The sequence below is a fragment of the Microbispora sp. CA-102843 genome (genome assembly GCF_050936215.1).
Lineage (GTDB): Bacteria > Actinomycetota > Actinomycetes > Streptosporangiales > Streptosporangiaceae > Microbispora.
Window position 1 is genome coordinate 7,005,859 of sequence record NZ_JBNJNF010000001.1, and the last position, 25,128, is coordinate 7,030,986.

The 25,128-nt window shown below is 71.0% G+C and carries 26 protein-coding genes; 13 read left to right on the top strand and 13 right to left on the bottom strand.

Going from position 1 to position 25,128, the window contains the following annotated elements; all coding sequences use genetic code 11:
• Positions 1 to 147: 147 nt before the first annotated feature.
• A complete protein-coding gene (locus tag ACQEVJ_RS32425) occupies positions 148 to 1,182 on the top strand; it encodes a LacI family DNA-binding transcriptional regulator (RefSeq protein ID WP_433107681.1) in 1,035 nt (344 codons plus the stop codon).
• A gap of 78 nt (positions 1,183 to 1,260) precedes the next feature.
• Here ACQEVJ_RS32425 and ACQEVJ_RS32430 read toward each other — a convergent pair whose 3' ends face one another.
• The 4 genes from ACQEVJ_RS32430 to ACQEVJ_RS32445 are packed head-to-tail and all read right to left on the bottom strand — an operon-like array spanning position 1,261 to position 5,951.
• Positions 1,261 to 3,000 (bottom strand): glycoside hydrolase family 127 protein, encoded by a 1,740-nt coding sequence (locus tag ACQEVJ_RS32430; RefSeq protein ID WP_433107683.1) that lies wholly within the window; start codon positions 2,998 to 3,000, stop codon positions 1,261 to 1,263.
• On the bottom strand, positions 2,993 to 3,775 hold the full coding sequence (locus ACQEVJ_RS32435) for a carbohydrate ABC transporter permease (RefSeq protein ID WP_433107685.1): 783 nt from the start codon (positions 3,773 to 3,775) through the stop codon (positions 2,993 to 2,995). The genes ACQEVJ_RS32430 and ACQEVJ_RS32435 overlap by 8 nt, the downstream gene beginning before the upstream one ends.
• On the bottom strand, positions 3,772 to 4,671 hold the full coding sequence (locus tag ACQEVJ_RS32440) for a carbohydrate ABC transporter permease (protein ID WP_433107687.1): 900 nt from the start codon (positions 4,669 to 4,671) through the stop codon (positions 3,772 to 3,774). Before ACQEVJ_RS32440 ends, ACQEVJ_RS32435 begins: the two co-directional genes overlap by 4 nt.
• A gap of 8 nt (positions 4,672 to 4,679) precedes the next feature.
• Complete coding sequence (locus ACQEVJ_RS32445; protein ID WP_433107689.1) at positions 4,680 to 5,951, bottom strand: ABC transporter substrate-binding protein; 1,272 nt, start codon at positions 5,949 to 5,951, stop codon at positions 4,680 to 4,682.
• Between the two features lie 202 nt (positions 5,952 to 6,153).
• Between ACQEVJ_RS32445 and ACQEVJ_RS32450 the strand changes: the two genes are divergently transcribed.
• Both ACQEVJ_RS32450 and ACQEVJ_RS32455 read left to right on the top strand, forming a co-directional pair.
• Positions 6,154 to 7,164, top strand: coding sequence for a LacI family DNA-binding transcriptional regulator (locus ACQEVJ_RS32450; RefSeq protein WP_433107691.1), 1,011 nt, complete (start codon positions 6,154 to 6,156; stop codon positions 7,162 to 7,164).
• A gap of 162 nt (positions 7,165 to 7,326) precedes the next feature.
• Positions 7,327 to 9,489, top strand: a complete 2,163-nt coding sequence (locus ACQEVJ_RS32455; RefSeq protein ID WP_433107693.1) for a DUF6055 domain-containing protein — start codon at positions 7,327 to 7,329, stop codon at positions 9,487 to 9,489.
• A gap of 104 nt (positions 9,490 to 9,593) precedes the next feature.
• Here the strand turns inward: ACQEVJ_RS32455 and ACQEVJ_RS32460 are convergent, their stop codons facing one another.
• Both ACQEVJ_RS32460 and ACQEVJ_RS32465 read right to left on the bottom strand, forming a co-directional pair.
• Positions 9,594 to 10,979: a glycine--tRNA ligase gene (locus ACQEVJ_RS32460; RefSeq protein WP_433107695.1), complete on the bottom strand. Its 1,386-nt coding sequence runs from the start codon at positions 10,977 to 10,979 to the stop codon at positions 9,594 to 9,596.
• A gap of 164 nt (positions 10,980 to 11,143) precedes the next feature.
• Complete coding sequence (locus ACQEVJ_RS32465) at positions 11,144 to 11,461, bottom strand: antibiotic biosynthesis monooxygenase family protein (RefSeq protein ID WP_433107697.1); 318 nt, start codon at positions 11,459 to 11,461, stop codon at positions 11,144 to 11,146.
• 121 nt (positions 11,462 to 11,582) lie between these two features.
• On the opposite strand from ACQEVJ_RS32465, the gene ACQEVJ_RS32470 reads away from it, so the two are divergent.
• From ACQEVJ_RS32470 to ACQEVJ_RS32480, 3 genes are all read left to right on the top strand, one after another.
• Entirely contained in the window at positions 11,583 to 12,005 is a 423-nt protein-coding gene (locus ACQEVJ_RS32470) for a DUF6703 family protein (RefSeq protein WP_433107699.1), read from the top strand.
• Between the two features lie 55 nt (positions 12,006 to 12,060).
• Complete coding sequence (locus ACQEVJ_RS32475; RefSeq protein WP_433107701.1) at positions 12,061 to 12,450, top strand: Fur family transcriptional regulator; 390 nt, start codon at positions 12,061 to 12,063, stop codon at positions 12,448 to 12,450.
• Positions 12,451 to 12,525: 75 nt separating this feature from the next.
• Positions 12,526 to 13,074 carry a CGNR zinc finger domain-containing protein gene (locus tag ACQEVJ_RS32480; RefSeq protein ID WP_433107703.1) on the top strand — a complete coding sequence of 183 codons (549 nt, stop codon included), beginning with the start codon at positions 12,526 to 12,528 and terminating at the stop codon, positions 13,072 to 13,074.
• A gap of 44 nt (positions 13,075 to 13,118) precedes the next feature.
• On the opposite strand, the gene ACQEVJ_RS32485 is transcribed toward ACQEVJ_RS32480, so the two are convergent.
• Entirely contained in the window at positions 13,119 to 13,916 is a 798-nt protein-coding gene (locus ACQEVJ_RS32485) for an isoprenyl transferase (RefSeq protein ID WP_433107705.1), read from the bottom strand.
• Positions 13,917 to 14,109: 193 nt separating this feature from the next.
• Positions 14,110 to 14,877 carry a DNA repair protein RecO gene (gene recO / locus ACQEVJ_RS32490; protein WP_433107707.1) on the bottom strand — a complete coding sequence of 256 codons (768 nt, stop codon included), beginning with the start codon at positions 14,875 to 14,877 and terminating at the stop codon, positions 14,110 to 14,112.
• Between the two features lie 266 nt (positions 14,878 to 15,143).
• Between recO and ACQEVJ_RS32495 the strand changes: the two genes are divergently transcribed.
• From ACQEVJ_RS32495 to ACQEVJ_RS32505, 3 genes are read left to right on the top strand one after another with little or no spacing between them, the layout of a single operon-like run.
• Positions 15,144 to 16,742 (top strand): CDP-alcohol phosphatidyltransferase family protein, encoded by a 1,599-nt coding sequence (locus ACQEVJ_RS32495; protein WP_433107709.1) that lies wholly within the window; start codon positions 15,144 to 15,146, stop codon positions 16,740 to 16,742.
• Positions 16,739 to 17,449: a DUF5941 domain-containing protein gene (locus tag ACQEVJ_RS32500; protein WP_433107711.1), complete on the top strand. Its 711-nt coding sequence runs from the start codon at positions 16,739 to 16,741 to the stop codon at positions 17,447 to 17,449. Before ACQEVJ_RS32495 ends, ACQEVJ_RS32500 begins: the two co-directional genes overlap by 4 nt.
• A 58-nt stretch (positions 17,450 to 17,507) precedes the next feature.
• A complete protein-coding gene (locus tag ACQEVJ_RS32505) occupies positions 17,508 to 17,762 on the top strand; it encodes an AfsR/SARP family transcriptional regulator (protein WP_433107713.1) in 255 nt (84 codons plus the stop codon).
• 15 nt (positions 17,763 to 17,777) lie between these two features.
• On the opposite strand, the gene ACQEVJ_RS32510 is transcribed toward ACQEVJ_RS32505, so the two are convergent.
• Positions 17,778 to 18,272: an ATP-binding protein gene (locus ACQEVJ_RS32510; RefSeq protein WP_433107715.1), complete on the bottom strand. Its 495-nt coding sequence runs from the start codon at positions 18,270 to 18,272 to the stop codon at positions 17,778 to 17,780.
• A 224-nt stretch (positions 18,273 to 18,496) separates the two neighbouring features.
• Between ACQEVJ_RS32510 and ACQEVJ_RS32515 the strand changes: the two genes are divergently transcribed.
• Positions 18,497 to 19,396, top strand: a complete 900-nt coding sequence (locus tag ACQEVJ_RS32515; RefSeq protein ID WP_433107717.1) for a helix-turn-helix domain-containing protein — start codon at positions 18,497 to 18,499, stop codon at positions 19,394 to 19,396.
• A 1-nt stretch (position 19,397) separates the two neighbouring features.
• Here the strand turns inward: ACQEVJ_RS32515 and ACQEVJ_RS32520 are convergent, their stop codons facing one another.
• The 3 genes from ACQEVJ_RS32520 to ACQEVJ_RS32530 form a co-directional block, all read right to left on the bottom strand.
• On the bottom strand, positions 19,398 to 20,306 hold the full coding sequence (locus tag ACQEVJ_RS32520) for a LysR substrate-binding domain-containing protein (protein ID WP_433107719.1): 909 nt from the start codon (positions 20,304 to 20,306) through the stop codon (positions 19,398 to 19,400).
• 70 nt (positions 20,307 to 20,376) lie between these two features.
• A complete protein-coding gene (locus tag ACQEVJ_RS32525) occupies positions 20,377 to 21,105 on the bottom strand; it encodes an ABC transporter permease (protein WP_433107721.1) in 729 nt (242 codons plus the stop codon).
• Positions 21,102 to 21,845: an ABC transporter ATP-binding protein gene (locus tag ACQEVJ_RS32530; protein WP_433107723.1), complete on the bottom strand. Its 744-nt coding sequence runs from the start codon at positions 21,843 to 21,845 to the stop codon at positions 21,102 to 21,104. Before ACQEVJ_RS32530 ends, ACQEVJ_RS32525 begins: the two co-directional genes overlap by 4 nt.
• Before the next feature lie 64 nt (positions 21,846 to 21,909).
• Between ACQEVJ_RS32530 and ACQEVJ_RS32535 the strand changes: the two genes are divergently transcribed.
• Positions 21,910 to 22,602, top strand: coding sequence for a TetR/AcrR family transcriptional regulator (locus ACQEVJ_RS32535; RefSeq protein ID WP_433107725.1), 693 nt, complete (start codon positions 21,910 to 21,912; stop codon positions 22,600 to 22,602).
• Here the strand turns inward: ACQEVJ_RS32535 and ACQEVJ_RS32540 are convergent.
• Positions 22,556 to 23,242: a TetR/AcrR family transcriptional regulator gene (locus ACQEVJ_RS32540; protein ID WP_433107727.1), complete on the bottom strand. Its 687-nt coding sequence runs from the start codon at positions 23,240 to 23,242 to the stop codon at positions 22,556 to 22,558. The two genes, ACQEVJ_RS32535 and ACQEVJ_RS32540, sit on opposite strands and share 47 nt — an antisense overlap.
• Positions 23,243 to 23,351: 109 nt before the next feature.
• Here ACQEVJ_RS32540 and ACQEVJ_RS32545 point away from each other — a divergent pair, with 109 nt between their 5' ends.
• Both ACQEVJ_RS32545 and ACQEVJ_RS32550 read left to right on the top strand, forming a co-directional pair.
• A complete protein-coding gene (locus ACQEVJ_RS32545) occupies positions 23,352 to 24,368 on the top strand; it encodes a DMT family transporter (protein ID WP_433107729.1) in 1,017 nt (338 codons plus the stop codon).
• Between the two features lie 32 nt (positions 24,369 to 24,400).
• The gene (locus tag ACQEVJ_RS32550) at positions 24,401 to 25,084 is read left to right on the top strand and encodes a DsbA family oxidoreductase (protein ID WP_433107731.1); all 684 of its coding nucleotides are present in this window, start codon (positions 24,401 to 24,403) and stop codon (positions 25,082 to 25,084) included.
• Positions 25,085 to 25,128 lie beyond the last annotated feature (44 nt).

The following is a 25,128-nucleotide window of genomic DNA, read 5'->3' on the forward strand; positions in this document are numbered from 1 at the left end:
CCGAAAAGGTTTTCGGCAACGTTAACTTTCGGTAACGGGATCAGCGCGCCTGCGGCATTGATGGCGGCGCGCTCACCCGCATATGGTCAGGGCGTGCGGGCGCCTTCTCCCCGCGCCTTTTCTGAAATGTCTTTCGAAAGGATTTCGGTGGGCCGACGTCGTTCCGGCATGGTGACGCTCACCGACGTCGCCGCCCGGGCCGGGGTCTCGGTGGCGACGGCCTCCAAGGCCCTGAACAACCGGGCCGAGGTCGCCGAGGAGACCCGCGCCCGGGTGCGGCGGGCCGCGACCGAGCTGTCCTTCCGCCCCAACGCGCTCGCCCAGGGGCTGATCTCCGGCCGCACCCGCACCATCGGGCTGCTCACCGACGAGCTCGGCGGGCGCTTCTCCATGCCCGTGCTGCTCGGGGTGGAGAACGCGCTGGGCAACGAGGAGATGTCGGTCGTGCTGTGCGACGCGCGCGGCGACGCCATCCGGCGCCAGCACTACATCCGCACGCTGCTTGCCCGGCAGGTCGACGGGTTCGTCATCCTGGGCGAGAGCAACGACGTGCGGCCGTCCCTCACCCGGGACATCCCCGTGCCCGTGGTCTACGTGTACGGCGAGTCCAGCGACCCCGCCGACCTGTCGATCCTCGCCGACGACACGGGAGGCGCCCGGCTGGCCGCGGGTCACCTGATCGCGCTGCGCCGCCGCCACATCGCCCACATCACCGGCCCGGAGTCCTACCGGGCCGCCCGCGACCGGGCCGCCGCCCTGCGCGCGGCGCTGGAGGAGGCGGGCCTCGACCTGGCCGGCGGCGAGCCGTTCTTCGGCGAGTGGTCGCGCCGGTGGGGCCGTCACGCCACCCGGATGCTGATCACCGCGGCCCCCGAGGTGGACGCGATCTTCTGCGGCAACGACCAGATCGCCGACGGCGCCTGCGAGGCCCTGGCCGCCCTGGGACGGCGCATCCCCGACGACGTCGCGGTGGTGGGCTACGACAACTGGGAGGCGCTGGCGGCCGACTGCCGCCCGCCGCTGACGACCATCGACCTCAACCTGGAGCAGCTCGGCGCGGCGGCGGTCGAGCACCTGTCGGCCGCCCTCGACGGGCACCGCACGTCCGGCGTCATGCGGCAGCCGGGGCGGCTGGTGGTGCGGGAGTCGACCGGCCCGCTCCCCCGCCACCCCGGCAACTGAAATCCACGGAGAATTACCAGTCCAGGATTATCCTGATTAGCCGGAAAAGGTTTTCGGAGTGAATCTTTCAGTGGGCCTCTAGTGGGCCTCGGGCAGCCAGACGCGCATGGTCGCGGGCCCCCGGTTGCCCCAGCGGTGGTAGGGCACGAGCCACAGCACCATCGGCTCACCCTGCTCGGTCCGGGCCTCCCCGTACGGCCAGTCGTCCTCCTCGGCGACGACGTGGCGGGCGGCGACCTCCAGGGACGGCCCGCGCTCCACCGGCGGCGTGGCGGTGCTGACCTCGATCTCCGACAGCAGCGGCGCGTCTCCGGGCGACTCCGCGCAGTAGACCAGGGGCCCGCGCTCGACCGCCACGCATCCGCGCACGGCGTCCAACCGGGGATCGGCGCGGACCCAGCGCGGTGCCATCGGGATGTCGAGACGGACCTCCTCCCCCTGCCGCCAGGAACGTTCCCACTCGTGCACCCCGCCGCCCGCCCAGCTCGGGACGCGCACCGTGATCCGGCGCGGGTCCGCCGGAGCCTCGTCGACGGTCAGCGTCACCGCTCCCGACCAGGGATAACCGGTGGAGACCCGCACCCGCAGCCCGTCGTGCCCGATCACCGACGGCGTGATGTGCTGGATCTGGATTCCCCGCTCGTCGGCGGTCGCGAGGTAAGCGGGCAGGGAGGCGAAGGTGCGGGCGATGTTGTTGGGGCAACATGACACCTCGCGCCAGGGGGCGCGCAGCCCGCCCTCCGCACGCGGGCTGACCCCCTCGACCTTCTCCCCCGGCACCCGCACCTGGAGGGGGTTGGCGTAGAAGAACGACTTCCCGTCGAGCGCCGGCCCCGCGGCGACCACGTTGTAGAGCGTGCGCTCGACCAGGTCCGCGTAGCGGGGATCGCCGGTCGCCAGCAGCAGGCGGTGGGCCAGCATGACCGACGCCACCCCGGCGCAGGTCTCGTTGTAGGCGCGGTCGGGCGGCAGCTCGTAGTCGTCGCCGAACGACTCCCCCGCGTGCCGCGAGCCCATGCCGCCGGTCAGGTACGTGCGCCGGGCGACCGTACGCTCCCACTGCCGCTCGACGGTCTCCAGCAGTTCCTTGTCGCCCGTCTCCACGGCCAGGTCCACGACCCCGCAGGCCAGGTAGAGCGCGCGTACGGCATGCCCGCGGAACACCTCGGCCCGCCGTACGGGCAGGTCGTCCTGGTAGTAGGCACGGCCGAACTCGATGTCGGCGAGCGCCGGCAGCCCGCGCCGCTCGACGAACCGGCGGGCCATCTCCAGGTAGCGCTCCGCGCCGGTCTCGCGGTAGAGCTCGACCAGCGCCATCTCGATCTCCGGGTGCCCGCAGACCCCGGCGCCCTCCATGAAGGTCGCGCAGACGTGGTCGGCGGCGCGGCGGACCAGGTCCCACAGCTCGTCCTCGCCGTGCGTGCGCTTGCGGGCGATCCCGGCCTGGATCAGGTGGCCGTAGCAGTACAGCTCGTGGCCCCACTCCAGGTCGGTGTACCGCGCGCCTGGCCACTTGGTGTTGAGATAGCCGTCGGGCTCCTGCGCCGCGGCGACGACGCGGGTCAGCTCCTCGATCCGGGGATCGCCCGCCCAGGCCATCGCCTCCATCAGCTTGTAGACCTCGGAGTCGCTGAACTCGCGTCCGCGCCGCGGCTCGCCCGCGAAGTTGCCGATCCACCCCACCCGCTCCATCCACGTGTAGCAGTGGTCGATGATCGTCTGGGTCGGCTGCGACCCCCAGAACCCGGGGAGCAGGCGGACGTCCGGCAGGCCGAGAGGGGTGAGGACGCCGGAGGAGGGGACGACGGGACTAACCACGCAAGGCTCCTGACATGAATCCGCGGACGTAGTGACGCTGCAGAACGAGGAAGAGCAGCAGGCAGGGCACCGCCATCACCATGACGCCGGCCTGCAGCATGCCGTAGTCGATCGCGCCGAAGGTCTTCTGCGTCATGCTGACGACGGCGACCGGCAGCGGGAAGCTCGATCCGTCGTTGAGCAGGATCAGCGGCGCGAAGAAGTCGTTCCACGAGGCGAGGAACGCGAACAGGCCGACGGTGATCAGGCCGGGCCGTACGGCGGGCAGCAGGATGCCGATCAGCGCGCGCAGCGAGCCGCACCCGTCGACCATGGCCGCCTCCTCCAGCTCCTTCGGGACGGCCTCGAAGGAGTTGCGCATCATGTAGGTGGCGAAGGGAAGCTGGAACATCACGAAGACCAGGGCCAGCCCGACCAGGGAGTTCTGCAGCCCGACGTACCCGAGCAGGACGTACAGCGGGATGAGGATGGTGGCGTACGGCACCATGAGGATCGCGAGCGTGGCCAGGAAGAGCAGGTTCTTGCCGGGGAAGCGGAACCGGGCGAACGCGTAGCCGCCGAGCGCCGAGACGACGACGGTGCCGACGACCGTGAGCACGGACACCAGCAGGCTGTTGCCGAAGTAGCGCGGCAGGCCCTCGCCGAACCGCGCCATCTGCGCGTAGTTGCCGAGCGTGTAGCCGCCGTCCTGTCCCCGCAGCGAGGACCAGCCGCTCCACAGCAGCGGGAACAGGAACAGCACGGCCAGCGCCGACCGGGACGAGTAGTACCTCATCTCAGGACCTTCAGCTGGAGGGTGTTGAGCGCGACAAGGACGGCCAGCAGCACGACGGAGATCGCGGCGGCGCCGCCGAGGTCGAACTTGAAGAACGCGTTGCGGTAGATCACCATCACCATCGAGACCGTGCTGTTGTCGGGCCCGCCGTTGGTGAAGATGAAGAACTGGTCGAAGGCGAGCAGCGAGCCGGTGATGCTGAGGATCAGCATCAGCGCGAGGGTGGGGCGCAGCAGCGGCAGCGTGACCTTGGTGAACACCTGCCACCGGGACGCGCCGTCGGACCTGGCCGCCTCGTAGACCTCGAGCGGGATCGACTGCAGGCCGGTCAGCAGGATCAGCATGTTGAACCCGGCGAAGCGCCAAAGCACCAGCACGATCGTGGAGGTCAGTGCCATGTTCGGCGTGCCGGTCCACTTCACGCCGAGGAACCCGAACGGGCCGACGTCGTTGTTGAGCATGCCGTAGAACAGCAGCGCCGCCGCGGCGAACCCGACCGCGCCGGGAAGGAAGAACGCGGTGCGGAAGAAGCCGACGCCGGGCCGGCGCTCCTGCACCAGCAGCGCGAGGCCGAGGGCCAGCGCCGACAGCAGCACCGTGATGATCGCGGTGTACTTCAGCGTGAAGACCACGGCGTCGGGGAACAGCGCATCGTCGGCGATCTTCGCGTAGTTCGCCGGGGCGTTGAACGTCGGTGCATGGCCTGCAGATGACGCGAGCAGCGGCCACTTGTGCAGCGACATCACGACGACCAGCACGAGCGGGGCGAGGAACAGGGTGAGGACGATCACGGCGGTGGGCGCCGCGTAGGCCATCCCGGCCAGCGCGCGCAGGGTGCCCGGACGGGCCGGGGCACGTCGGCCCCGGCCCGCACGGGCCGCCGTCACATGGGTCATTCCTGTCATCACTGCTGGAGCGACTGGTTGATGGACTCGTTGAGCGAGGCGACCTTCGAGGCGTCCCCGAAGACGGCCTCACGCGCCAGCCTGAGCCACGGTCCCTGCGGGTCGTTGAACGTCTGGCCGAACTTCAGCGCGTACGGCGTCCTGCCCTTGGCGACGAGCGAGTTGATCAGCACCACCCGCGGGTCGGTGGACGAGTACTTGTTGTCCGCCAGGTCGGTGCGGGCCACGACGTCCTTGTTCTTCGCCATGACCTCGACCTGCGCCTCGTCGGCGACCGACCAGGACAGGAAGTCCCACGCCTCGTCCGGGTGCTGGGACGTGGCCGAAATGCCGACCGAGTCGCCGCCGACGAAGGTGGACTCGCCGCCGTCGGGACCCGCGATGGGCGCGACGCCGATCTTCATGTCCGCCGGCATCGACCCGAGCGTGGTGGACGGCATCGGCATCACGCCGATCTCGCCCTTGGGGAAGAAGCCGGTCCAGGTCGGCCCCTGCTCCTCCTTCGTGGTCGGTCCGGTGACGCCCTTCTCGTACAGGCTCCGGTAGGTCGCGAAGACGTCGGTCATCGGCGACTTGTCCACCAGCGACTGGGTGCCGTCCTCGTTCATCACGTCGCCGCCCGCGGCCCAGACGGACGGCCAGAACGTGAAGACGTAGCAACCTCCGCAGTTGCCGCCGAAGAAGGTGCCGTGGACCTTGCCGTCCTTGCCCAGCTTCTCCTGCACGGTGGTGGCCTGCTCGGCGAACTCCTTGAGCGTGGCAGGGCCCTTCTCCGGGTCGAGCCCCGCCTTCTTGTACAGGTCCTTGTTCCAGAACCAGACCGACAGGTCGAGGGTGTGCGGCAGCGTGTACTGCCGGTTCTCGTACGTGCCGAGCCGCATGTGCGAGGGCGCCAGCGCGTCCTTGAACGGGAGCTTGGCGATCCTGTCGGTGACGTCCAGGAACAGGCCCTGGGAGGTGTAGTTCGGCACGAAGATCACGTCGGCGGCGAAGATGTCGGGGAGCTGCTTTGCCCCCGCCGCCGCCGCGATCCTCGGCTGGTAGTTGTCGGTCGGGATGACGGTCAGCTTGACCTGGTTCTTGTGGGTCTTGTTGTAGGCGTCGACCAGGCGCTGGCTCTGCGCCTGGGTGGCGGCGCGGGTCCACATCGTGACGGTGACCGGGCCGCTCGACCCGGACGATGCCGATCCCGCTGGCTCGCCGCCGCCGCAGGCCGCGAGTGCCGCGGCCAGGAGCGCTGCGGCCGTGATCGCCGGCAGTCGTCTGAACATCGGTGCTCCTTACGGGGGGTGTGCCGTGCTGGCAGGTGCTCCTCGCGTGAAGATCACGGAAAACGACCTAAAAGGTTTTCGGAAACGTAGCCGCAACATACGCCGCCGTCAATGGCATGCATAGTCCTTGCGCCGTCACGAACTGGCGACTATCTTCGGCAAGGCCGTAGTCGCCCTCACTGTGAAAAGGTTTTACGTATCGATGGCTCCTCCGCAACGACCCGCCACGATCACCGACGTGGCCGCCCTCGCGGGGGTCTCGATCGCGACCGCGTCCAAGGCGCTCAACGGCCGGGGACAGGTTCGCGCGGAGACCCGCAGGCGCGTCTTCCAGGCAGCGGAAGAGCTGTCGTTCCAGCCGAACGCGCTGGCCCGCAGCCTGCTGACCGGGCAGACCCGCACCATGGGACTGCTCACCAGTGACAGCGTCGGCCGTTTCGGCATCCCCGTGCTGCTCGGCGCCGAGGACGCGTTCGGCGCGGGCGAGATGGCGGTGCTGCTGTGCGACGCCCGCGGCGACGCCATCCGCGAGCAGCACCACATCCGCACGCTGCTGGCCCGCCGAGTGGACGGCCTCATCGTCGTGGGCGAGAGCACCGACCCCCGGCCCTCGATAAGCCGCGACCTGCCCGTGCCCGTCGTGTACGCCTACGCGCCGTCCGACGACCCGGACGACGTGTCATTCGTGCCCGACGACGTGGACGGCGCGGCGCAGGCCGTACGGCACCTGGTGACCCTCGGCCGGCGCAGGATCGCGCACATCACCGGCCCGCAGCACTACCAGGCCGCCCAGGACCGGGCGGCCGGGGTGACGCTCGCGCTGGAGGAGGCGGGCCTGCCGCTGTCCGGCGGCGGCCAGGTCCTGTACGGCGTGTGGTCGCAGCGCTGGGGACGGCAGGCCGCCGAGGTGATCCTGCGCGCCGACCCCGAGGTGGACGCCGTCGTCTGCGGCAGCGACCAGATAGCGGCCGGCCTGGTGGAGGCCGCGCGGGAGCGCGGGCGCCGGGTGCCTGAGGACCTCGCGGTGGTCGGCTACGACAACTGGGAGGTCCTGTCCACGGAGACCAGGCCCCCGCTGACCACGGTCGACATGAACCTGGAGGTGCTCGGCCGTACGGCGGCCCAGCACCTGTTCGCGGCGATGGACGGACGGGCGACGCCCGGTGTGCACCGGATGCCGTGCCGTCTGATCATCCGCGAGTCGACCGTATAGACGTCACGAGAAGGGAGGTCGCCGAACCCCGCAAGCACGGCGAGCACCGGGTCAGGCGGTCAGCTCATCGTTCACGCGCGACGGAGTCCATTCACGACAGGGTCCACGCATGGTCGTGGGCCGGCCCTCGCGCGCCCCCGATTCCCCCTCGGAAGGGCGAACATGATCCATCTGATCCGGAGAAAGACCGTCCTGGCACTCGCGGCGCTGTGGCTGGCGCTCCTGCCCGCGTTCGCCGCGCCCGCGCCCTCGTACGCGGCCACGAAGACCGTGTACATCCCCAGCCGGTGGGCCACCACCGGCGAGGTGCCGTGGAGCAGTTCCAGGACCAAGGAGTCCGCGAACTTCATCCTGCTGTGGGGCGACCGCTCCGGCACCGATCCCCGCAGCGCCCCCTCGCAGTACCGGTTCGACCCGGACAACATGTTGAGCCAGCTGGAGAGTCTCTACTCCTTCTACGTGAACACGATGAAGTTCACGCCGGAGACCGGCTACCTGGCGAAATACAAGATCATCGTGATCGTCACGCAGACGTGGTCGAACGCGAACCTCAACGACTGGGCGACCGGCGGCTCCGTTGACGGCGTCGTCGGCGTCATCAACATCGCCCCCGCCGCCGCGCAGCCGGGCTCCTGGGGGCTGGCCCACGAGCTCGGGCACGTCTTCCAGAACTACACGTTCCTCGGCCGGTCCGGGTACGGCTTCACCGACCCCTCCGCCGGCACGTTCTGGGAGACCAGCGCCGAGTTCATGGCGATGCAGGTCTACCCCACCACCGCCGCGGGCGACCTCACCCGGTTCCTGCGCACCGAGAACCTCTACTGGAGCAGCAGCCGCCACCACTACGGCAACTGGATGCTCATGCAGTACGTCAAGGACCGCGACGGGCTCGCCATGTTCAACCGCCTGTGGAACGAGGCCAAGAACACCGAGCACCCGCTGGAGACCTACCGGCGGATCAGCGGCATCAGCCAGGCCGAGCTCAACACCCGGGTCGGCGAGTACGCCCAGCGGCAGGTGACCTGGGACTACTCCAACCGGGCGAACGTCATGCCGTTCATCAACAGCCTTTATCCGTTCATCACGGCGTACAACGGGGTGCCCGTGGAGGCCGTCAACGCGTCGGCCGGCCACTACCGGATCCCCGACGCCCTCGCCCCGTCGGACTACGGCTACAACAAGATCAAGCTCGTCCCCGGCACGGACGGCGGCCTGATCCGGCTGCACTTCAAGGGACATGTCAACACGGCGGCCCAGTCGGGCTGGACGTACGCCTTCGTGGCCGTGAAGAACGGCGTGCCGAGGTACGGCCCGCTGAGCAGCGCGGCGGACGGCGTGATCACCTTCCAGACCCAGCCGGGCGAGAAGGAGGTCTACCTCGTCGTGACGGGGACCCCCGGCACCGTGCACCACTGGGCCTACCTCGACGGGTATCCGAAGAACTACCGGCACCCGTACGAGTTCCGCGTCGAGGGCGCCGCGCCGTCGGGCTTCGAGCCGGGGTACACCCGCCCGGCCGCTCCCGCCGGGGGCCACTGGCACTCCAACGGTGGCGGCTGGGTGGACAACCGGGCGAACGTCGCCGCCACCGCCTACGTCGGCCCCCGCGCGGCCGTGTACGGCAACAGCACCGTCAGCGGCAACGCCCGCATCGAGGGCCTGGCCTGGGTCAACAGCGGCGCGACCGTGGGCGGCAACGCCGTGGTGAAGGACAACGCGCTGATCCAGGGCGGGGCGAACCTCAGCGGGAGCATCGTGGTCGGCGGGGACGCCGAACTCTCGACGGCCTGCGGCTCGGGCACCTACCTGATGTTCAATCCCGATCGCGGCTGCGACGGCAGGGGCGGGGAGACCGACGTCAATCCGGCCTACGGCACCTTCACCGACGCCGAACTCGCCATCACGCCGACGACGTCCAGCCCGAGCCCCTCCCCCAGCCCGAGTCCCAGTCAGAGTCCCAGCACGAGCCCGAGCCCGAGCCGGACACCCAGCCCGAGCCCGAGCGCGAGCCCGACGGGCTCCCCGGGTGCGGCCTGCTCCGCGACGTACAAGGTCACGAACGCGTGGCAGGGCGGCTTCCAGGGCGAGGTCGCGGTCACGGCGGGCGGCACGGCGATCGGCGGCTGGACGGTCACCTGGACCTTCACCGGCGGCCAGGCCGTCACGCAGTCGTGGAACGCGGCCTTGACCGGCAGCGGGTCGTCGGTCACCGCGGCGAACACCGACTGGAACGGCGCGCTCGCGGCCGGCGCGAGCACGACGTTCGGGTTCCTCGCGTCCGGGGCGAGCACTCCGGTTCCCGCCCTCACCTGCATCGCTCGATAACACCCCGCGATAACACCCGCGATCACACCGGGCCGATAACAGCACCGCCTGACAGCAAAAGGCGCCTGTCCGGAAATTTCCGGACAGGCGCCTCGTCGCGGTGATCAGTCGTTGAGGTGCTGGCGCAGGTACGACTCGACCTGGTCGAGCGCGACCCGCTGCTGGGCCATGGAGTCCCGCTCGCGGATCGTCACGGCCTGGTCCTCTAGGGTGTCGAAGTCGACCGTGATCGCGAACGGCGTGCCGATCTCGTCCTGGCGGCGGTAGCGGCGGCCGATGGCGCCCGCGTCGTCGAAGTCCACGTTCCACCGGCGGCGCAGCCGGGCCGCGAGGTCGCGGGCCTTCGGCGACAGGTCGGCGTTGCGCGACAGCGGCAGCACCGCGACCTTGACCGGGGCCAGGCGGTGGTCGAGACGCATCACGGTCCGCTCCTCCATCACGCCCTTGGCGTTGGGCGCCTCGTCGACCGTGTAGGCGTCGAGGAGGAAGGTCAGCGTCGCGCGGTCCACACCGGCCGCCGGCTCGATGACGTACGGCACGAAGCGCTCGCCCGACTCCTGCTCGAAGAACGACAGGTCGGTGCCGGACGCCTTGCCGTGCGCGGTGAGGTCGAAGTCGGTGCGGTTGGCGATGCCCTCCAGCTCACCCCACTCGCCGCCGGCGAAGTTGAAGCGATACTCGATGTCCACGGTCCGCTTCGAGTAGTGGGACAGCTTCTCCTTCGGGTGCTCGTAGAGCCGGAGGTTGTCCTTGTTGATACCGAGGTCGACGTACCAGCGCAGGCGCTCGTCGATCCAGTACTGGTGCCACTCCTCGTCCGTGCCGGGCTTGACGAAGAACTCCATCTCCATCTGCTCGAACTCACGGGTGCGGAAGATGAAGTTGCCCGGGGTGATCTCGTTGCGGAACGACTTGCCGACCTGGCCGATACCGAACGGGATCTTCCTGCGGGCCGACTGCTGGACGTTCAGGTAGTTGATGAAGATGCCCTGGGCGGTCTCCGGCCGCAGGTACGCCAGGCCCGTCTCGTCCTCCACCGGGCCGAGGAAGGTCTTCAGCAGGCCGCTGAACTGCTTGGGCTGGGTGAAGGCGCCCTTGTTGCCGCAGTTCGGGCAGGTGATGTCGGCCAGGCCGCCCGCCGGCTCGCTGCCGTGCTTGGCCTCGTACGCCTCGACGAGGTGGTCGGCGCGGTAGCGCTTGTGGCACGACTGGCACTCGGTGAGCGGGTCGCTGAAGGTCTCGACGTGGCCGCTGGCCTGCCAGACCTCGCGGGCGAGGATGACGCAGGAGTCGAGGCCGACGACGTCGTCGCGGCCCTGCACCATGGCCTTCCACCACTCGCGCTTCACGTTGTTCTTGAGCTCGACACCGAGGGGGCCGTAGTCCCAGGACGCCCGCAGGCCTCCGTAGATCTCGCTCGACGGGAAGACGAGCCCGCGGCGTTTGGCGAGGCTGACGATCGTTTCCAAGACGTCGGTGCGACGTGCCATCAGTGGAACTCCATCCGGCTGGGTGTCGGCGTTGAGATCGGGGTCAGCGGTGCGCTGATCGCTGAAGCGGGCTGGCTGGCCCGGCCGCCGTGTCGCGGCTGCGGGACGTCCGGCCACCTGCCCGGATCCGTGCTCAAGCTTAGGGGAATCCGGCGCCCCCGCGCTCAAGCCTTGCCCACGGTCCCCGCGCTCGCCCCCTCACCCGGCGGCGTGTAGACGCCCTCGAAGGCGCTGGGCTCGTTGATCATAAGGGTCATCAGCGGATACATCACCATCCGGGCCGCCGACAGGGCGCGCCGGTAGTAGCCCGCGCCCTCCCACTCGCTGACCACCGCCCACAGGGCCGGCTCGTCCACCGCCCTGCCGATCTGCCCGCGCAGATACCCCGGCTGCGTGGCCAGCAGGTCGAGGATGGCGCGCGCCTGGGCGGCGAACTCGTCGGCGCGGGCGCCCGGCACCGAGTAACGGATCACGGCGAGCATGCCGCCCAGCATGCCACCCCTCGCGTACGCCCCGGCGGGGAGGGGGCGGCGCGGGCGGAAGGAGCACCGCGGGCGACGCGACGGGGCGAAGATTGGGCGGATGCGCACTAGGCTCGAACGCGTGGGAAGCGAAACCGAACCGCCGCGCCGTGAGGTGCCGGCCCATCCTCTGGCGAGGAAGCCTCCCGCCCGGGGGAACGCGGCGTCCCCGCGGGTGCGGCGGCCGCTGCCGCCGGGCGAGCAGTTCTTCACGCCCGGCTCCACCGGGCTGCGCGCGGCGGTCGAGCGCAAGAGCGCCGCGCCGCTGGTCTTCCTGTTCCAGCAGCCGCGCTGGGTGATCCCGCTGGTCATGGTGGCCCTGCTGATCGCCGGGCTGGTGGTGCCCGACTGGCGTGGCGGGGTGGCCGTGCTTCCGGTGCTCGCGTTCATCGCCTGGCTGGCCTATCTGTCGTGGCCCTCGCTGCGTCCGGTGGGCCGGTTGCTGCGTGTGGCGGTCGCGACGTTCCTGGTCCTCCTCGCCGCCACCCGTTTCGGACTGATCTGACGCGAACCGGCCTAACCTGATAGGTCGTAGGGCGAAGCCGTACACAGGAGTCCTGATGACGAAGAGCCGCGACGCCGTTCACGAGATCCTCCGCCAGAGCCGGGGGTTCCGCAGTGCGCAGGACGTGTTCGCCGAGATGCGCGCGGTCGGCTCGAAGATCGGCCTGACGACCGTGTACCGGGCGCTCCAGTCGCTCTCCGACGCCGGCCGGGTCGACGTGCTGCGCACCGACGAGGGCGAGTCGGTCTACCGGGCCTGCCAGACCGACACGCACCACCACCACCTCGTGTGCCGGGAGTGCGGGCGTACGGTCGAGGTGGCCGGGCCGGACGTGGAGCGCTGGGCCGAGGTCGTCGGGGCCGAGCACGGCTTCATCGACGTCACCCACACCGTGGAGGTCTTCGGCACCTGTTCCTCGTGTGCGGAGGCGGCCGGAAAGGGCTGACCCCGCCCCGCGCGGGCCTTACGAGAGATACGCTGCCTGCGCCGCGACAAGTTCGCCGCGACAAAAGGAGATGGCGTGCCGTTCAGCCATGACATGGTGTACTCGCTGGCGACGGTGGTGGACCTCATCAACACCGGCGCCGGCGAGCGCGACGGGCTGGCCGAGGTCGGCGAGTTGGAGGAGTTCGTCCGCAGGCGGGAGGTCAGCGGCGTCGGGGCGGTGACCCGGCGGGACCTCGCCGAGGTCCGGGCCCTGCGCGAGGAGTTCCACGCCGTGTTCACCGCGCCGGACCAGCCCACGGCGGTCGGCCTGCTCAACACGCTGCTGGAGCGCACCCGCATCACGCCGAGCCTCACCGAGCACGAAGGCCATCCCCTCCACATCCACTACTTCGCGCCGGACGCGTCGGTCGCCGAGCACCTGGCCGCCGACTGCGGCGTCGCCCTCGCCCACGTGCTCGTGGAGAACGAGCGGGATCGCCTGCGCACGTGCGCGGCTCCCGACTGCTCCCACGTCTTCGTGGACGAGTCGAGGAACCGCTCCCGGGTCTACTGCGACAGCCGCACCTGCGGAAACCGCATGCACGTCGCCGCGTACCGGGCCCGCCGCCGCGACGCCTCCTGACGCCGGGCCGCTATCGCCCCGTGCGCCTCAGCTCCGCGCGTGCCTCAGCTCCGCGCGGCGCCGGAGTGCTGGGGCACCTCGTTCGGAAGGGCCCCGCCATACCTGCGGTCGCGCTTGGCGTAGACCTCGCACGCCTGCCACAGGTCCCGGCGGTCGAAGTCGGGCCACAGCTGGTTGAGGAAGACCATCTCGGCGTACGCGGACTGCCAGAGCAGGAAGTTGGAGGTGCGCTGCTCGCCGGACGAACGCAGGAACAGGTCCACGTCCGGGATCTCCGGCTCGTCCAGATAGCGGGCGAAGATCTTCTCCGAGACCTTGTCGGCCTTGACCCGGCCCGCGGCGATGTCGCGGGCGAGCCGCACGGCGGCGTCCACGATCTCCGCGCGGCCGCCGTAGTTCACGCAGAACTGGAGGGTCAGCGTGCTGTTGCCGACCGTCATCCGCTCGGCGTCCTCAAGCTCCTTGATCACGCTCTTCCACAGCCGCCCGGGACGCCCGGCCCAGCGGACCCGCACGCCCAACGCGTTGAGCTGGTCGCGGCGCCGGCGGATGACGTCACGGTTGAACCCCATGAGGAAGCGCACCTCGTCGGGCGAGCGCTTCCAGTTCTCCGTGGAGAAGGCGTACGCCGACAGGTAGGGGATGCCGATCTCGATGGCGCCCTCGATGACGTCGAACAGCGACGCCTCGCCCATCTTGTGCCCCTCGGTCCTGGGCAGCCCGCGCGCCTTGGCCCAGCGACCGTTGCCGTCCATGACGATCGCCACATGTCGCGGCAGCAGATCGCGCGGGATGGCGGGCGGGATGGCACCGGACGGGTGCGGAGAGGGAGGACGGACCATGTACCCGAGGGTATTGCGTCCGGACCGGTCCTCAGGCGCGGGAGACGTGCGGATCCCGTGCGGATTCCGTGCGCTTCCCGCGGCGCACGGACGCCACCGGGGGACGGCTCCCGGACCCGTCGACACCCGGGGGACGACCCCGGACCCGTCGACACCGGGGGACCACCCCCGGACCCCCGCCGGGCGGGGCCGGTCAGATGATCCCCGCTTCGCTGCGGGCCGCCTGGCCCGGCCACTCCCGTTCCACGTGACGCAGCGAGCGGATGCCGTGCTCCAGGTGCCACTGCAGGTAGGCGGCGACCAGGCCGCTGCACTCCGTGCGGTGCCGGGGCTCGGAGGCGTCGGCGGCCGCCCAGTCGCCGCGCAGCAGGGCGATCATCAGCGCGATCGTCTCCGCGGCGGGCACCGCGGCGCCAGCCGGGCGGCAGGCGCTGCACACCACGCCGCCGGCGACGATCGCGAAGGCGCGCACGGCCTCCGCGCCGCACCGCGCGCACTCCGACAGCGCGGGGGCGTAGCCCGCCACGGCCAGCGAGCGCAGGAAGAACGCGTCGAGCACCAACCGGGACTCGTGGCCGCCCTCGGCGAGCGTGCGCAGTCCGCCGACCAGCAGCAGGAACTGGCGCAGCGCCGGCTCCTTCTCCCCCACCGTCAGCCGGTCGGCCGTCTCCAGCATCGCGGTCCCCGCCGTGTACCTGGCGTAGTCGGCCACGATCGCCTCGCCGTACGGATGGAGGGTCTCGACCTGGGTGATCACGTCGAGCGACCTGCCGCTGTGGAGTTGCAGGTCGACGTGGGAGAACGGCTCCAGCCGAGCGCCAAAGCGCGACATCGTCCTGCGCACGCCCTTGGCCACACCGCGGACCTTGCCGGTGCGCCGGGTGAGGATCGTGATGATGCGGTCCGCCTCACCCAGCTTCTGGGTGCGCAGCACGACGCCCTCGTCCCGGTAGAGGCTCACCCCGCCATCGTATGGGTGCGCGCGGACGTCCGCCCCGCCTGCCGGGCATTCACCCCATTGAGGGGCACGAATGGTGAAAATTCGGTAATGATCCGGCGACGGTGCCGGGCGACGAACCATTCCCAAGCTGTACATACAGGGGCCGTACGGTAAACCTGGGGTGCATCGGTTCAACCGAAAGGTCACTAAGCTTTGGCTTCCGGCGGACTTCCCCGCGCCGGTCAAGCCTGAGGGCCTGATCTCCCCCCGTTGCGTGAAAGGTTGCCATGACCCGCGTGGTCCTGCTGGGCGCCCCGCCCGGCCCGATCAGTCCCCCGCCGCCCGGCGGTCAGCCCGCCCTGCCCGCGGCCATCGCGCTGAAATCGCTGCCCGGGGCCCCCTCCGCGTACGACAGGCTGCTCGCGCAGGCCGTCGCTCTGGACCCCGAGCCGACGACGATCGCCAGGCCGGGGGACGCCGCCGCCTACCACAGGCCGTACGGCCGGGTGGTGGAGAGCCGTGACGTCGCCGGCGACCTGCGCGCGCTGGCCGACGCGGTCGAGGGCGCGGAGGACAACCTGCTGATCCTGCCGGCCGAATCGCTGGTGCACGACGAGCTGATCTACCAGATCACCAAGGCCAAGCGGGGGGCCGTCGCGCTGATCGTCCGCCAGGAGCGGCAGGAGACGGACGAGGACGCGCCGCCGGAGGAGGAGGTGCCGATCGAGGAGGCGGAGCCCGAGATCGGCGAGAAGGTCATCGAGGGGCTGCCCCAGCGCACCCGCGCCGGACGCGGCCGGATCATCTCCGTCGGCACCGCCTACCATGCGGTGACCAGGCCGAACGCGGTGCTGCTCGGACCGCTCCACCTCCACCAGCGGCACCTGCAGACCCTCGCCGAGGTCGCCCGCGAGCTTGCGGACATGGCCCACCTGTTCGGCCCCGAGGACGACGTGACCGAGCTGCTCGTGCTCGGCCTGGTCCGGCGCGGCGTTTCGGTGGGCCTGCGGGGCCGCCGCGACCTGTTCTTCCGTCGCGTCCGCAGCCAGGTCGAGGCCGACGAGGCGCTGACGGAGATGGCGGGCTACGACGAGGACCGGGCCCGGCTGGACAACGCCGTGAAGGGCGCCGACGGCTTCTTCACCACGTTCTTCGTCAGCACCTACTCGCGCTTCATCGCCCGCTGGGCGGCCCGCCGGGGGCTCACGCCCAACCAGGTGACCCTGATCTCGATCGCCCTCGGCCTGCTGTCGGCCGGCGCGTTCTCCACCGGCACCCGCTGGGGGGCGGTGGCCGGCGCGATCCTCATCTACTTCGCGTTCGTCTTCGACTGCGTGGACGGCCAAGTCGCCCGCTACGCGCGCAAGTTCGGCGTGCTCGGCGCCTGGCTGGACGCCACGTTCGACCGGTTCAAGGAGTACGCCGTCTTCATCGGCCTCGCGGTCGGCGCGACGGTGTCCGGGCAGTTCGGCGACGGCGAGGGCGTCTGGACGCTGGCGCTGGTCGCGCTGGCCCTCCAGTCGGTCAAGCACCTGCTGGACTTCTCGTTCGGTGCGGCCAACCGGCGCAAGGCGCCCGTGCCGCTGCCCACGCTGGACCTGACGGTCGCCGACGACCGTCCGCTGCGGGAGGCGCTGGAGCAGCGCAGGGTGAGCCGGAACACCGGCGTGCGCGGGCTGCTGAAGCTCTGGACCAAGGCCGGAAAGTTCCGCCCGGTCCACTGGGCCCGCAAGATGATCGTGTTCCCCATCGGCGAGCGTTTCGCCGCGATCGCGATCACCGCCGCGTTCTTCAACCCCCGGGTGACGTTCCTCACGCTGATCGTCTGGGGCGGCGTCGCGGCCACCTACACCCTCACCGGACGTATCCTGAGGTCGCTCGCATGATCACTCAGCCGCAGGCCACCACGCCGCTCCCGGACCCGGACGAGGAGCGCCGCCGCATCCAGACCGCGCGCCTGCTCGCCTACCGCGACGACGGCCCGCTCGCCACCGCGCTGAAGGGCTCCCTGGGCCGGCTGCTGCCGCCCGTGCCCGCGGCCCTGCTGGCGGTGCTCGCGATCGTGGCGCTGGCCGTCGCCGGGACCCTCAACGACGGCCCGATCCTGCTCGTGCCCGTCGCCGTGCTGCTCGTGCTGGTCGTGCCCACCGCCGGCCGCGACCACCTGGGCCGCTTCGACTGGCTCACTCCCCCGCTGCTGCGCGCGGCCGAGTTCGTGACCATCATCCTGCTCGGGCTGGCCGAGGACACGCCCAAGTGGCTGCTGTTCGTGCTGATCTACGTGATCGGCTACCACACGTACGACACCGTCTACCGCACCCGGCAGGGCATCTGGCCGCCCGCCTGGCTCTACCAGGCCGGGCTGGGCTGGGAGGTCCGCCTGCTGGTCCTGGGCGTGGGCGCCGCCGCCGGATGGCTGACCCCCGTGGCGGCCGTCCTCACGGCGTACCTGCTCGTGCTGTTCGCGATCGAGAGCATCACGAGCTGGGTCCGGCTGGACAAGGCCTCCGCGCAGGCTCAGGCCGACCAGGACCTGGAGCAGTCGCCCGAGGACGCCGCCGAGCAGGTCACCGGCGAGGCCGAGCAGGGCTGACCGAGCAGGGCTGTACCGGGCGGGCGGGCCCCGGGCGTGACGGCGAGCTGAGCGGCCCATGATCCCCATCCGCGTGCTCGGCGCGCTCGAAGCCGAGGTCGACGGCGCGCCCGCCCAGCTCGGCACCCCGCGCCAGCGCGGGGTGCCGGCGCTGCTCGTGGCGGCCAGGGGCGAGGTCGTCTCGGCCGGCCGGCTGATCGACGACCTGTGGCGCGGGCCCAGGTCGGGACGGGGAACGTCCTGCGGGCCAGGGCGACCAGGCAGCGGGCCGTGGAGATCGCCGAGCAGGCGGGCTGATCGGGAGGCGGACTGATCGGGAGGCGGGCTATCAGGAGGCGGGCGAGGCGTCGAACAGCGCCCAGACCACCTTGCCCCCGCCCCGCGTGAGGATCCATCCCCACGCCGCGGTCAGCGCCTCGACCAGATGCAGCCCCCGGCCCGACTCCGACAGGTCGCTCCACGGCGAGACCGCGGGCACCAGGGCGCTGGCGTCGCTCACGCCGCAGCCGATATGAAACCGGTGCTTCACCAGCCTCAACCGGATCGGCGGGGCCTCCGCGGGGTCGCCGGGAGCATGCCGCAGCGCGTTCGTCACCAACTCCGACACCACGATCTGCGCATCCGGCACGAGGCCGGGGACACCCCAGCCGCACAACGTCCTGGCGGTGAAATCACGGGCCGCGGCGGCGGACGTGGTGCGCCCGTGAAAGGTGCACGTCGCCGAGGGAGGCAGGGTCAAGCCGGCGGCGTCGTCCCGCTCGAACATCGAGGTCAACCACGGAGGCGCTGTCGCGGCTCCCGGGCCCGCCAGGTCTGCTGTCATCGCCGATCCCTCAGGTCTCACTCATTACATGATGTGAATTTCCCTGCCGTCGTGTATCTTGCCCTGTGCCTTGCGGATGCAAGCACGCGTGCACGTGCAAATGTCGCGCGTCCCCGACTTTCCGTGGAAGTTCCCAGAAAAGACGGCCTCACCCCGGTCCGGTAGGATGATCAACCCGATTGGTTGACTAGGAATTCTTCCGTAGCGTCGCCGATGGAGACCTCGTGAACGCACAGGCGGCCGGCACCGCCCCCACTTCGGCCGGGATCGCCCGCGGCGGCCCGACGGCCCTGCGGCTTCTGCTCGGGGCCCAGCTCAGGCGGCTGCGCCGGGAGAGCGGCATCACCCCGGAGAAGGCGGCCCGTGCCATCCGCGGGTCGCACGCCAAGATCAGCAGGCTTGAGCTCGGCCGGGTCGGCTTCAAGGAGCGGGACGTCGCCGACCTGCTCACGCTCTACGGCATCACCGACGCCGACGACCGGGCCGTGCTGCTCGACCTGGCGCGGCAGGCGAACATCCCCGGCTGGTGGCACAAGTACAGCGACGTGCTGCCGGGCTGGTTCGAGTTCTACGTGGGGCTGGAGGAGGCGGCGTCCGTCATCCGCTGCTACGAGCTGCAGTTCGTGCCCACGCTGCTGCAGACGCCCGAGTACGCGCGGGCCCTCGTCCTGCGGAGCAACGCGGGGCGGTCCGCCGACGACGTCGACCGGCGCGTGGACCTGCGGATGCGCCGGCAGGAGCGGCTGACCGGGCCCGAGGCGGCGACCCTGTGGGCCGTCATGGACGAGGGGGCGCTGCGCCGCCCCATCGGCGGCCGGAAGGTGATGCGGGCCCAGCTGGAACACCTCATCGAGGTGACGAAGCAGCCGAACATCACGCTGCAGATCGTGCCGTTCGACCACGGCGGGCACGCCGCGTGCGGGGGGCCTTTCACGATCCTGCGCTTCGAAGCGCCCGAGCTGCCCGACGTCGTCTACCTGGAGCAGCTCACCAGCGCCCTCTACCTGGACAAGCCCGAGGACACCGAGGCGTACACGCAGGTGATGAACGAGGTGTGCGTGGACGCCCGGCCGGCCACGCAGACCGGCGCGTTCCTGGAGGAGCTGCTCGCCGACCTCGGGTGAGCTACCTCCTGGAGAAGAACGCCTGGCAGGTCTCGGAGAAGGCGACCGCCCGGGCGGTGGGCCGCACACCGCGCACCGAGGCGAGCACGACGTCGAGCGCGGGCACGTCGTCGCTGATCGGGACGCACGCGACCCGGCCGCCGTCGTAGGTGTGGTCGTTCTCGGCCCGCTGGTTGAGTATCGAGTAGCCGTGCCCGCCCGCCACCAGTGAGCGTGCCGTCTCGTAGCTCGACGTACGGAACCGCACGCGCGGCTCCGTGGGATAGATGGCCCGGAAGTAGTCGCGGCTGCGGGGCAGGTCCAGCAGGATCATCGGCTCTGCCGCCAGGTCCGCCAGCGACACCGCCTCCGCCCGGGCCAGCGGATGCTCCGGCGGCAGCAGCGCGTAGGGCCTGGCCCGGGTGAGCGTCCGGATGTCGAGGTCGAGGGCGAGATCGATGGCGTAGACGAGGGCGACCTCGCACCGCCCGTCAAGCAGGGCCGACTCCATGGCGGAGATCTCGCCCTCCGCGACGCTGACCCGCACCCCGGGATACCTCTCGGCGAACTCGCGCAGCAACCGGGACAGGTAGAACGGCGCGAGCGTGGTCAGGCAGCCGACGGCGAGCTCACCGGTCAGCGACCCCGCGAGGCCGCGCGCCGACTGGGCGAGCGCCGCGGCGTGGGACAGGAACTCCCGGGCCTCGACGAGGAAGCGCTCGCCCGCGCGGGTCAGCGACAGGCCGCGGGCGTGGTGGCGGATCAGGAGCTGGACTCCCAGCTCCCGCTCCACCTGGGCGATGGCGGCCGAGATCGCCGACTGCGCCACCATGAGCTCTCTGCTGGCCGCGGTCATACTGCCGAGCTCGGCCGCGGTTACGAAGTAACGCAGCTGGACGAGGGTGAAGTTGACGTCCGCCACGCCACCCATTGTGACCGTCCGCGTGCCCGGCGGCGCCCGCAAACCGGTATCAACTTCGAATGCCTTTTCCTAGCCCTGATCAGGCGTTTTCCCTTTGGAAACGACTGGTGCCCAGGGTAACGCCGAGGATGGCGAAGGCCAGGGACACGACGACCCCCCACAACAGGGCGGACGACGCGTAGGAACCGGCGAAAAGCGCGCGCAACCCCTCGACCGCGTACCGGAACGGCGTGAGCCGCGACACCACGTCGAGCCAGGCGGGGGCGAGCGACATCGGCAGCAGCGCGCCCGACAGCAGCATCAGCGGGACCACCAGGGTGGACATCACGGGCGCGAACAGCTCCTGCCGCAGCGTGAGCGCCGCCGCGTACGACAACGACGCCATGCCGACGGACAGCACGGTGATCAGCAGCAGGGCCGCCAGCACCCCCGCGAGCGGTGCCCGCAGCCCCAGCGCGTAGCCCGCCACGATGATCGCCACCGCCTGGATCAGCAGCAGCACGCTGTCCTTGAGCACCCGGCCGAGCAGCAGCGTCACCCGGCTCACCGGCGTGACCCGCAGCCGTTCGAGCACGCCGAACCGCTGGTCGAAGACGATGTTGAAGCCGGCCATCCCCGTGCTCGTCAGCCCGAGCTGCACCAGCAGGCCGGGCACGAGGACGGCCCACGACCCCACGCCGCTGCGGTCGAACAGCGGGCCGAACAACACGAGGTAGAGGAACGGCTGCAGGGCGCCGAAGGCCAGGCTGAACTTGTTGCCGAACGAGGCGCGCAGGTAGTGGCCGGTCAGGGCGGCGAGGGCGGTCACGCGGCGGCCCCCTCACGCAGCTCGCGGCCGGTGACGGCGAGGAAGACGTCGTCGAGCGTCCGCGCGCCGTGCTCGGACTTCAGCTGTTCCGGGGCGCCCTCGGCGACGATCCGGCCGTGGTCGATGATCAGGACGCGGTCGCAGAGCGCGTCGGCCTCCTCCAGGTAGTGGGTCGTGAGGAAGACGGTCAGGCCGTCCCGCTCGCGCAGCCGCCGCACGTGGTCCCACAGGTTGGCGCGGCTCTGCGGGTCGAGCCCGGTCGTGGGCTCGTCGAGGAAGAGCAGCTCGGGCCCGTGGAGCAGGCCCATCGCGATGTCCAACCGGCGCTTCTGGCCGCCCGACATCGTGACCGTCGTACGCTCCTCGACCCCGGGCAGGTCCAGCTCGGCGAGCAGGGTGGCCACCCGTTCGCGGGCCTGCGCCCTGTTCAGGCCGTACAGGCGGGCCTGGAGCACGAGCTCCTCCCCCACCGGCGAGAACGGGGCGAACGCGCCGCCCTGGGCGACGTAGCCGATGCGGCGGCGTACGCCCGCGGGGTCGGCGAACAGGTCGGCGCCCGCGACGGTCGCGGTGCCGGACGTGGGGCGCAGCAGCGTGGTGAGCATGCGCAGCGTGGTGGTCTTGCCCGCGCCGTTCGGTCCGAGGAAGCCGACGATCTCCCCCGGGGAGACGTCGAGATCGATCCCCCGTACGGCCTCGATCGGGCCGAAGGTCTTGGTGAGCCCTCTGGCATGAATCATGCGGTGTAGAGTAACACCAAATTTGGAGTCACTTAAAGTTTGTGTCCGCCCTTAGAATCGGAGTGTGGAAGAGGGCCTGCGGGAGCGTAAGAAGCGGGAGACCCGGCAGCGGATCGCCGACATCGCGATGGGGCTGTTCCTGCAACGGGGGTTCGACAACGTCACGGTGGCCGAGGTGGCCCGGACCGCCGACGTGTCGGTCAACACGGTGTTCAACTACTTCCGCACCAAGGAGGACCTGTTCCTCGACCGCAGCGAGGAGAGCGAGGACCTGCTGGCCCGGGCCGTGCGCGAGCGGCGCGCGGGCGAGACGGCGGTCGAGGCGGTGCGGCGCGACTTCTTCGAGGCCCTCGGCACCGGAGACTGGCGTTACGGGATGAGCGAGGGCCTGGACCTGTTCACCCAGCGGGTGCGGGAGAGCGAGGCACTCCAGTCACGGGTGCGCATGCTGGAGGTCCACCGGGAGGAGCGGCTCGCCCGGACGCTCGCGGAGGACGCCGACGCCGACCCCGACGACCTGACCCCCCGGCTGGTCGCGGCGCAGATCTGCGCCGTCGTGCGCACGCTGACCCGCCACTTCGCGATGCGGCAGATGGCCGGCGAGGATCCGCCGCTGATCAGGGCGGACATCAGGGTGCACGCCGAGCGCGCCTTCGACCTGCTGGAGCGAGGGATCGGCGACTACTGCCTGCGGCCCGAGCCCGGATCGCTCAGCCTCCCGCAAGCCGGCGAGCGCTCCACACCAGCGCCTCGGTGACGCGGGCCTGCGACAGGCCCAGGGTGTGCCGCTGGAACTGGTAGACCTCGGGCGCGAGCGGCGCCAGCACGGCGTCCGCCGCTCCCTCAGGATCCGGCACCCCCGCCTCGGTCAGCAGCATCCGCACGTGCGCGCGCCAGAAGCGGTAGGCGCCGGTGGCGAACCGCGCACTCCCGGTCTCGGCCCCCAGCACGAGGTGCAGGTGACGCTCCAGCAGGTCGATCATGGCGGTGTGGAACGCGGCGAGCCGGTCGGCCGGTGAGGCCCCCGGGCCGAGCGGCGGCGGGCCGTTCAGGATGTGTCCCTGCACCTGCCGCTCGTGCTCGTCCAGCAGGGCCGTCGCGATCGACGCGGGGTCCGGATAGCGCCGGTAGAGCGTGGCCCGCCCCACTCCCGCCGCCTTGGCGATCTCGTCCATCGTGACGTACCGCGCGTCCCTCGTCGCGAAGAGCCGCTCGGCCGCCTTGAGCACGCGCATGCGGTTGCGCGCGGCGTCCGCCCGTTCCCGCACCGGCGCCGCCGGGCCCGAGTCGAGGTCGAGCACGGGCAGTTCGCGGCCGGCGCCGGCCGGCGCGGCCCCCTCCAGGGGAACGCGGCCGTTCCTCCGGTTCCCGCCGGGATCCGTCGACCCGTTGGTCATGAGGACATCGTAGCCCCCTGCCGAACTATGTGGACAGGGCGTCCGGTTTCGCCTTACGCTCATGTGGACACCATGTCCACTTGCCGGCTCTTCCAGAAGAGGGATCGCGATGCATGCCCTGCTCCTCGCCTCGGCACTGCTGGCCGGCTGCTTACTGGCAGTTCAGGCCTCGGTGAACCTCCAGCTCAACAAGGCCGTCGGGACGCCGTACGGCGCCTCGACCCTGCAACTGAGCGTGGCGACGGCCCTGCTGGCGCTCCTCGCGGTCGCCGTCGGGGCGATCGGCGCCGTCCACCTCGTGCCCGGTGTCCCGTTCTGGCACCTGCTCGGGGGCCTGGCCAGCCCGCTCTACATCACCAGCGGGATCCTGCTCTTCCCCCGGCTCGGCGCGCTGGCCGCGGCGGGCCTGTTCGTGACCGGCCAGATGTTCGCGTCGCTGGGGCTGGACCTGTTCGGTCTGCTCGGCATCGCGCGCAAGCCGCTCAGCGTCGGCATCGCCCTCGGCGCGCTCGCGGTCCTCGCCGGCATCACGGTCATCATCCGGGGACAGCGCCCGGCGCGGACGCCGCCCGCGGCGGGACCGGCGCCCGGCGGCGCTCGCGGCGTTCCCGCCCGCGGCGGGACGGCCACCGTCACCGCCCCGGTGCCCGTACGCCGGACCCGCAACTTCGGCCAGACCGGCTGGATCCTGCTGGGCATCGTGGCCGGCGCCGTCCTGCCGGTGCAGGGCGCGGTCAACGCCGCGCTCCGCAAGGACATCCACCAGCCGGTGACCACCGCGATGATCAGCTTCATCGTGGCCACGATCACCATCGCCGTGGTGCTGGCCGTCCTGCTCGCCACGCGCCGCACACCGCGCCCGCGGTTCGCCCCGCTGCGGACCATGCCCTGGTGGGGCTGGCTCGGCGGCGCCTGCGCCGCGGCGTACGTCACCGCGACCTTCACGCTCATCCCCACGATCGGCGCCGCCACCACCGTGGCGCTGACCGTGACCGGCCAGCAGGCCGCCTCGGCCGTGATCGACGACTACGGCCTCCTGCGGCTGCCCCGGCGTCCGCTCAACGCGCCGCGCCTGACCGGTCTCGCCCTGCTCATCGCCGGCTCGGTGCTCGTCCAGCTCACCTGAGCGTTACGAGACACGACACAAGGAGAACGTCGATGACGACAACGACCCCGGAACCCGGAACCATCACCATCTTCTCCGACATCTGGTGCTCCTTCGCGCACATAGCCGTGTACCGGCTCCACAAGACCCGGGAACGGCTGGGCCTGACCGACCGGGTCCGGTTCGACCACCGCGCCTTCCCCCTGGAACTGCTCAACGACGCGCCCAGCCCCCGGCCGGGGACCGACAGCGAGGTGGGCCGGATGGCCGCGCTGGAACCCGACGCGGGGTGGCAGCTGTGGCAGGCGAAGGACTGGCTGTACCCGTCCACGACGCTGCCCGCGCTGGAGGCCGTCCAGGCGGCCAAGGAGCAGGGGTTCACGGCGTCCGAGCAGCTCGACCTGGCGCTGCGGAGGGCTTTCTGGGCCGAGTCGCGGTGCATCAGCCACCGCAAGGTCATCCTGGACGCCGCCGCGTCCACCGGCGCGGTGGACGTGGACGCCCTGGCGGCCGCACTCGACGACGGCCGGGCGCGCCGGATGCTGTCCGAGCAGGCCGCCGTCGCGGCGACCGGCCGGGTGAACTGCAGCCCGCATCTGTTCCTGCCGGACGGCACCGACCACGCCAACCCCGGAATCGAGGTCGGCTGGGCCGGCTCGTACGGCATCGGCTGGCCCGTCGTCTCCTCCGACGACCCGAGCGTGTTCGAGGACATCCTCAAGCGCGCCGCCGGCTGACCGGGTCGGCTCGGGGACCGTGCGGCGCGGCACTTTCGCGGCGG

What these genes read in the sequence shown, in the direction of transcription:
- ACQEVJ_RS32500 (WP_433107711.1), top strand. Translation starts at nt 16,739, where the DNA reads ATGATCACTCAGCCGCAGGCCACCACGCCGCTCCCGGACCCGGACGAG.
- ACQEVJ_RS32545 (WP_433107729.1), top strand. Translation starts at nt 23,352, where the DNA reads ATGCATGCCCTGCTCCTCGCCTCGGCACTGCTGGCCGGCTGCTTACTG.
- ACQEVJ_RS32460 (WP_433107695.1), bottom strand. Translation starts at nt 10,979, where the DNA reads ATGGCACGTCGCACCGACGTCTTGGAAACGATCGTCAGCCTCGCCAAA.
- ACQEVJ_RS32465 (WP_433107697.1), bottom strand. Translation starts at nt 11,461, where the DNA reads ATGCTCGCCGTGATCCGTTACTCGGTGCCGGGCGCCCGCGCCGACGAG.
- ACQEVJ_RS32510 (WP_433107715.1), bottom strand. Translation starts at nt 18,272, where the DNA reads ATGACAGCAGACCTGGCGGGCCCGGGAGCCGCGACAGCGCCTCCGTGG.
- ACQEVJ_RS32505 (WP_433107713.1), top strand. Translation starts at nt 17,508, where the DNA reads ATGATCCCCATCCGCGTGCTCGGCGCGCTCGAAGCCGAGGTCGACGGC.
- ACQEVJ_RS32435 (WP_433107685.1), bottom strand. Translation starts at nt 3,775, where the DNA reads ATGAGGTACTACTCGTCCCGGTCGGCGCTGGCCGTGCTGTTCCTGTTC.
- ACQEVJ_RS32440 (WP_433107687.1), bottom strand. Translation starts at nt 4,671, where the DNA reads ATGACCCATGTGACGGCGGCCCGTGCGGGCCGGGGCCGACGTGCCCCG.
- ACQEVJ_RS32475 (WP_433107701.1), top strand. Translation starts at nt 12,061, where the DNA reads ATGACGAAGAGCCGCGACGCCGTTCACGAGATCCTCCGCCAGAGCCGG.
- ACQEVJ_RS32485 (WP_433107705.1), bottom strand. Translation starts at nt 13,916, where the DNA reads ATGGTCCGTCCTCCCTCTCCGCACCCGTCCGGTGCCATCCCGCCCGCC.
- ACQEVJ_RS32540 (WP_433107727.1), bottom strand. Translation starts at nt 23,242, where the DNA reads ATGACCAACGGGTCGACGGATCCCGGCGGGAACCGGAGGAACGGCCGC.
- ACQEVJ_RS32530 (WP_433107723.1), bottom strand. Translation starts at nt 21,845, where the DNA reads ATGATTCATGCCAGAGGGCTCACCAAGACCTTCGGCCCGATCGAGGCC.
- ACQEVJ_RS32495 (WP_433107709.1), top strand. Translation starts at nt 15,144, where the DNA reads ATGACCCGCGTGGTCCTGCTGGGCGCCCCGCCCGGCCCGATCAGTCCC.
- ACQEVJ_RS32520 (WP_433107719.1), bottom strand. Translation starts at nt 20,306, where the DNA reads ATGGGTGGCGTGGCGGACGTCAACTTCACCCTCGTCCAGCTGCGTTAC.
- ACQEVJ_RS32455 (WP_433107693.1), top strand. Translation starts at nt 7,327, where the DNA reads ATGATCCATCTGATCCGGAGAAAGACCGTCCTGGCACTCGCGGCGCTG.
- ACQEVJ_RS32450 (WP_433107691.1), top strand. Translation starts at nt 6,154, where the DNA reads ATGGCTCCTCCGCAACGACCCGCCACGATCACCGACGTGGCCGCCCTC.
- ACQEVJ_RS32445 (WP_433107689.1), bottom strand. Translation starts at nt 5,951, where the DNA reads ATGTTCAGACGACTGCCGGCGATCACGGCCGCAGCGCTCCTGGCCGCG.
- ACQEVJ_RS32550 (WP_433107731.1), top strand. Translation starts at nt 24,401, where the DNA reads ATGACGACAACGACCCCGGAACCCGGAACCATCACCATCTTCTCCGAC.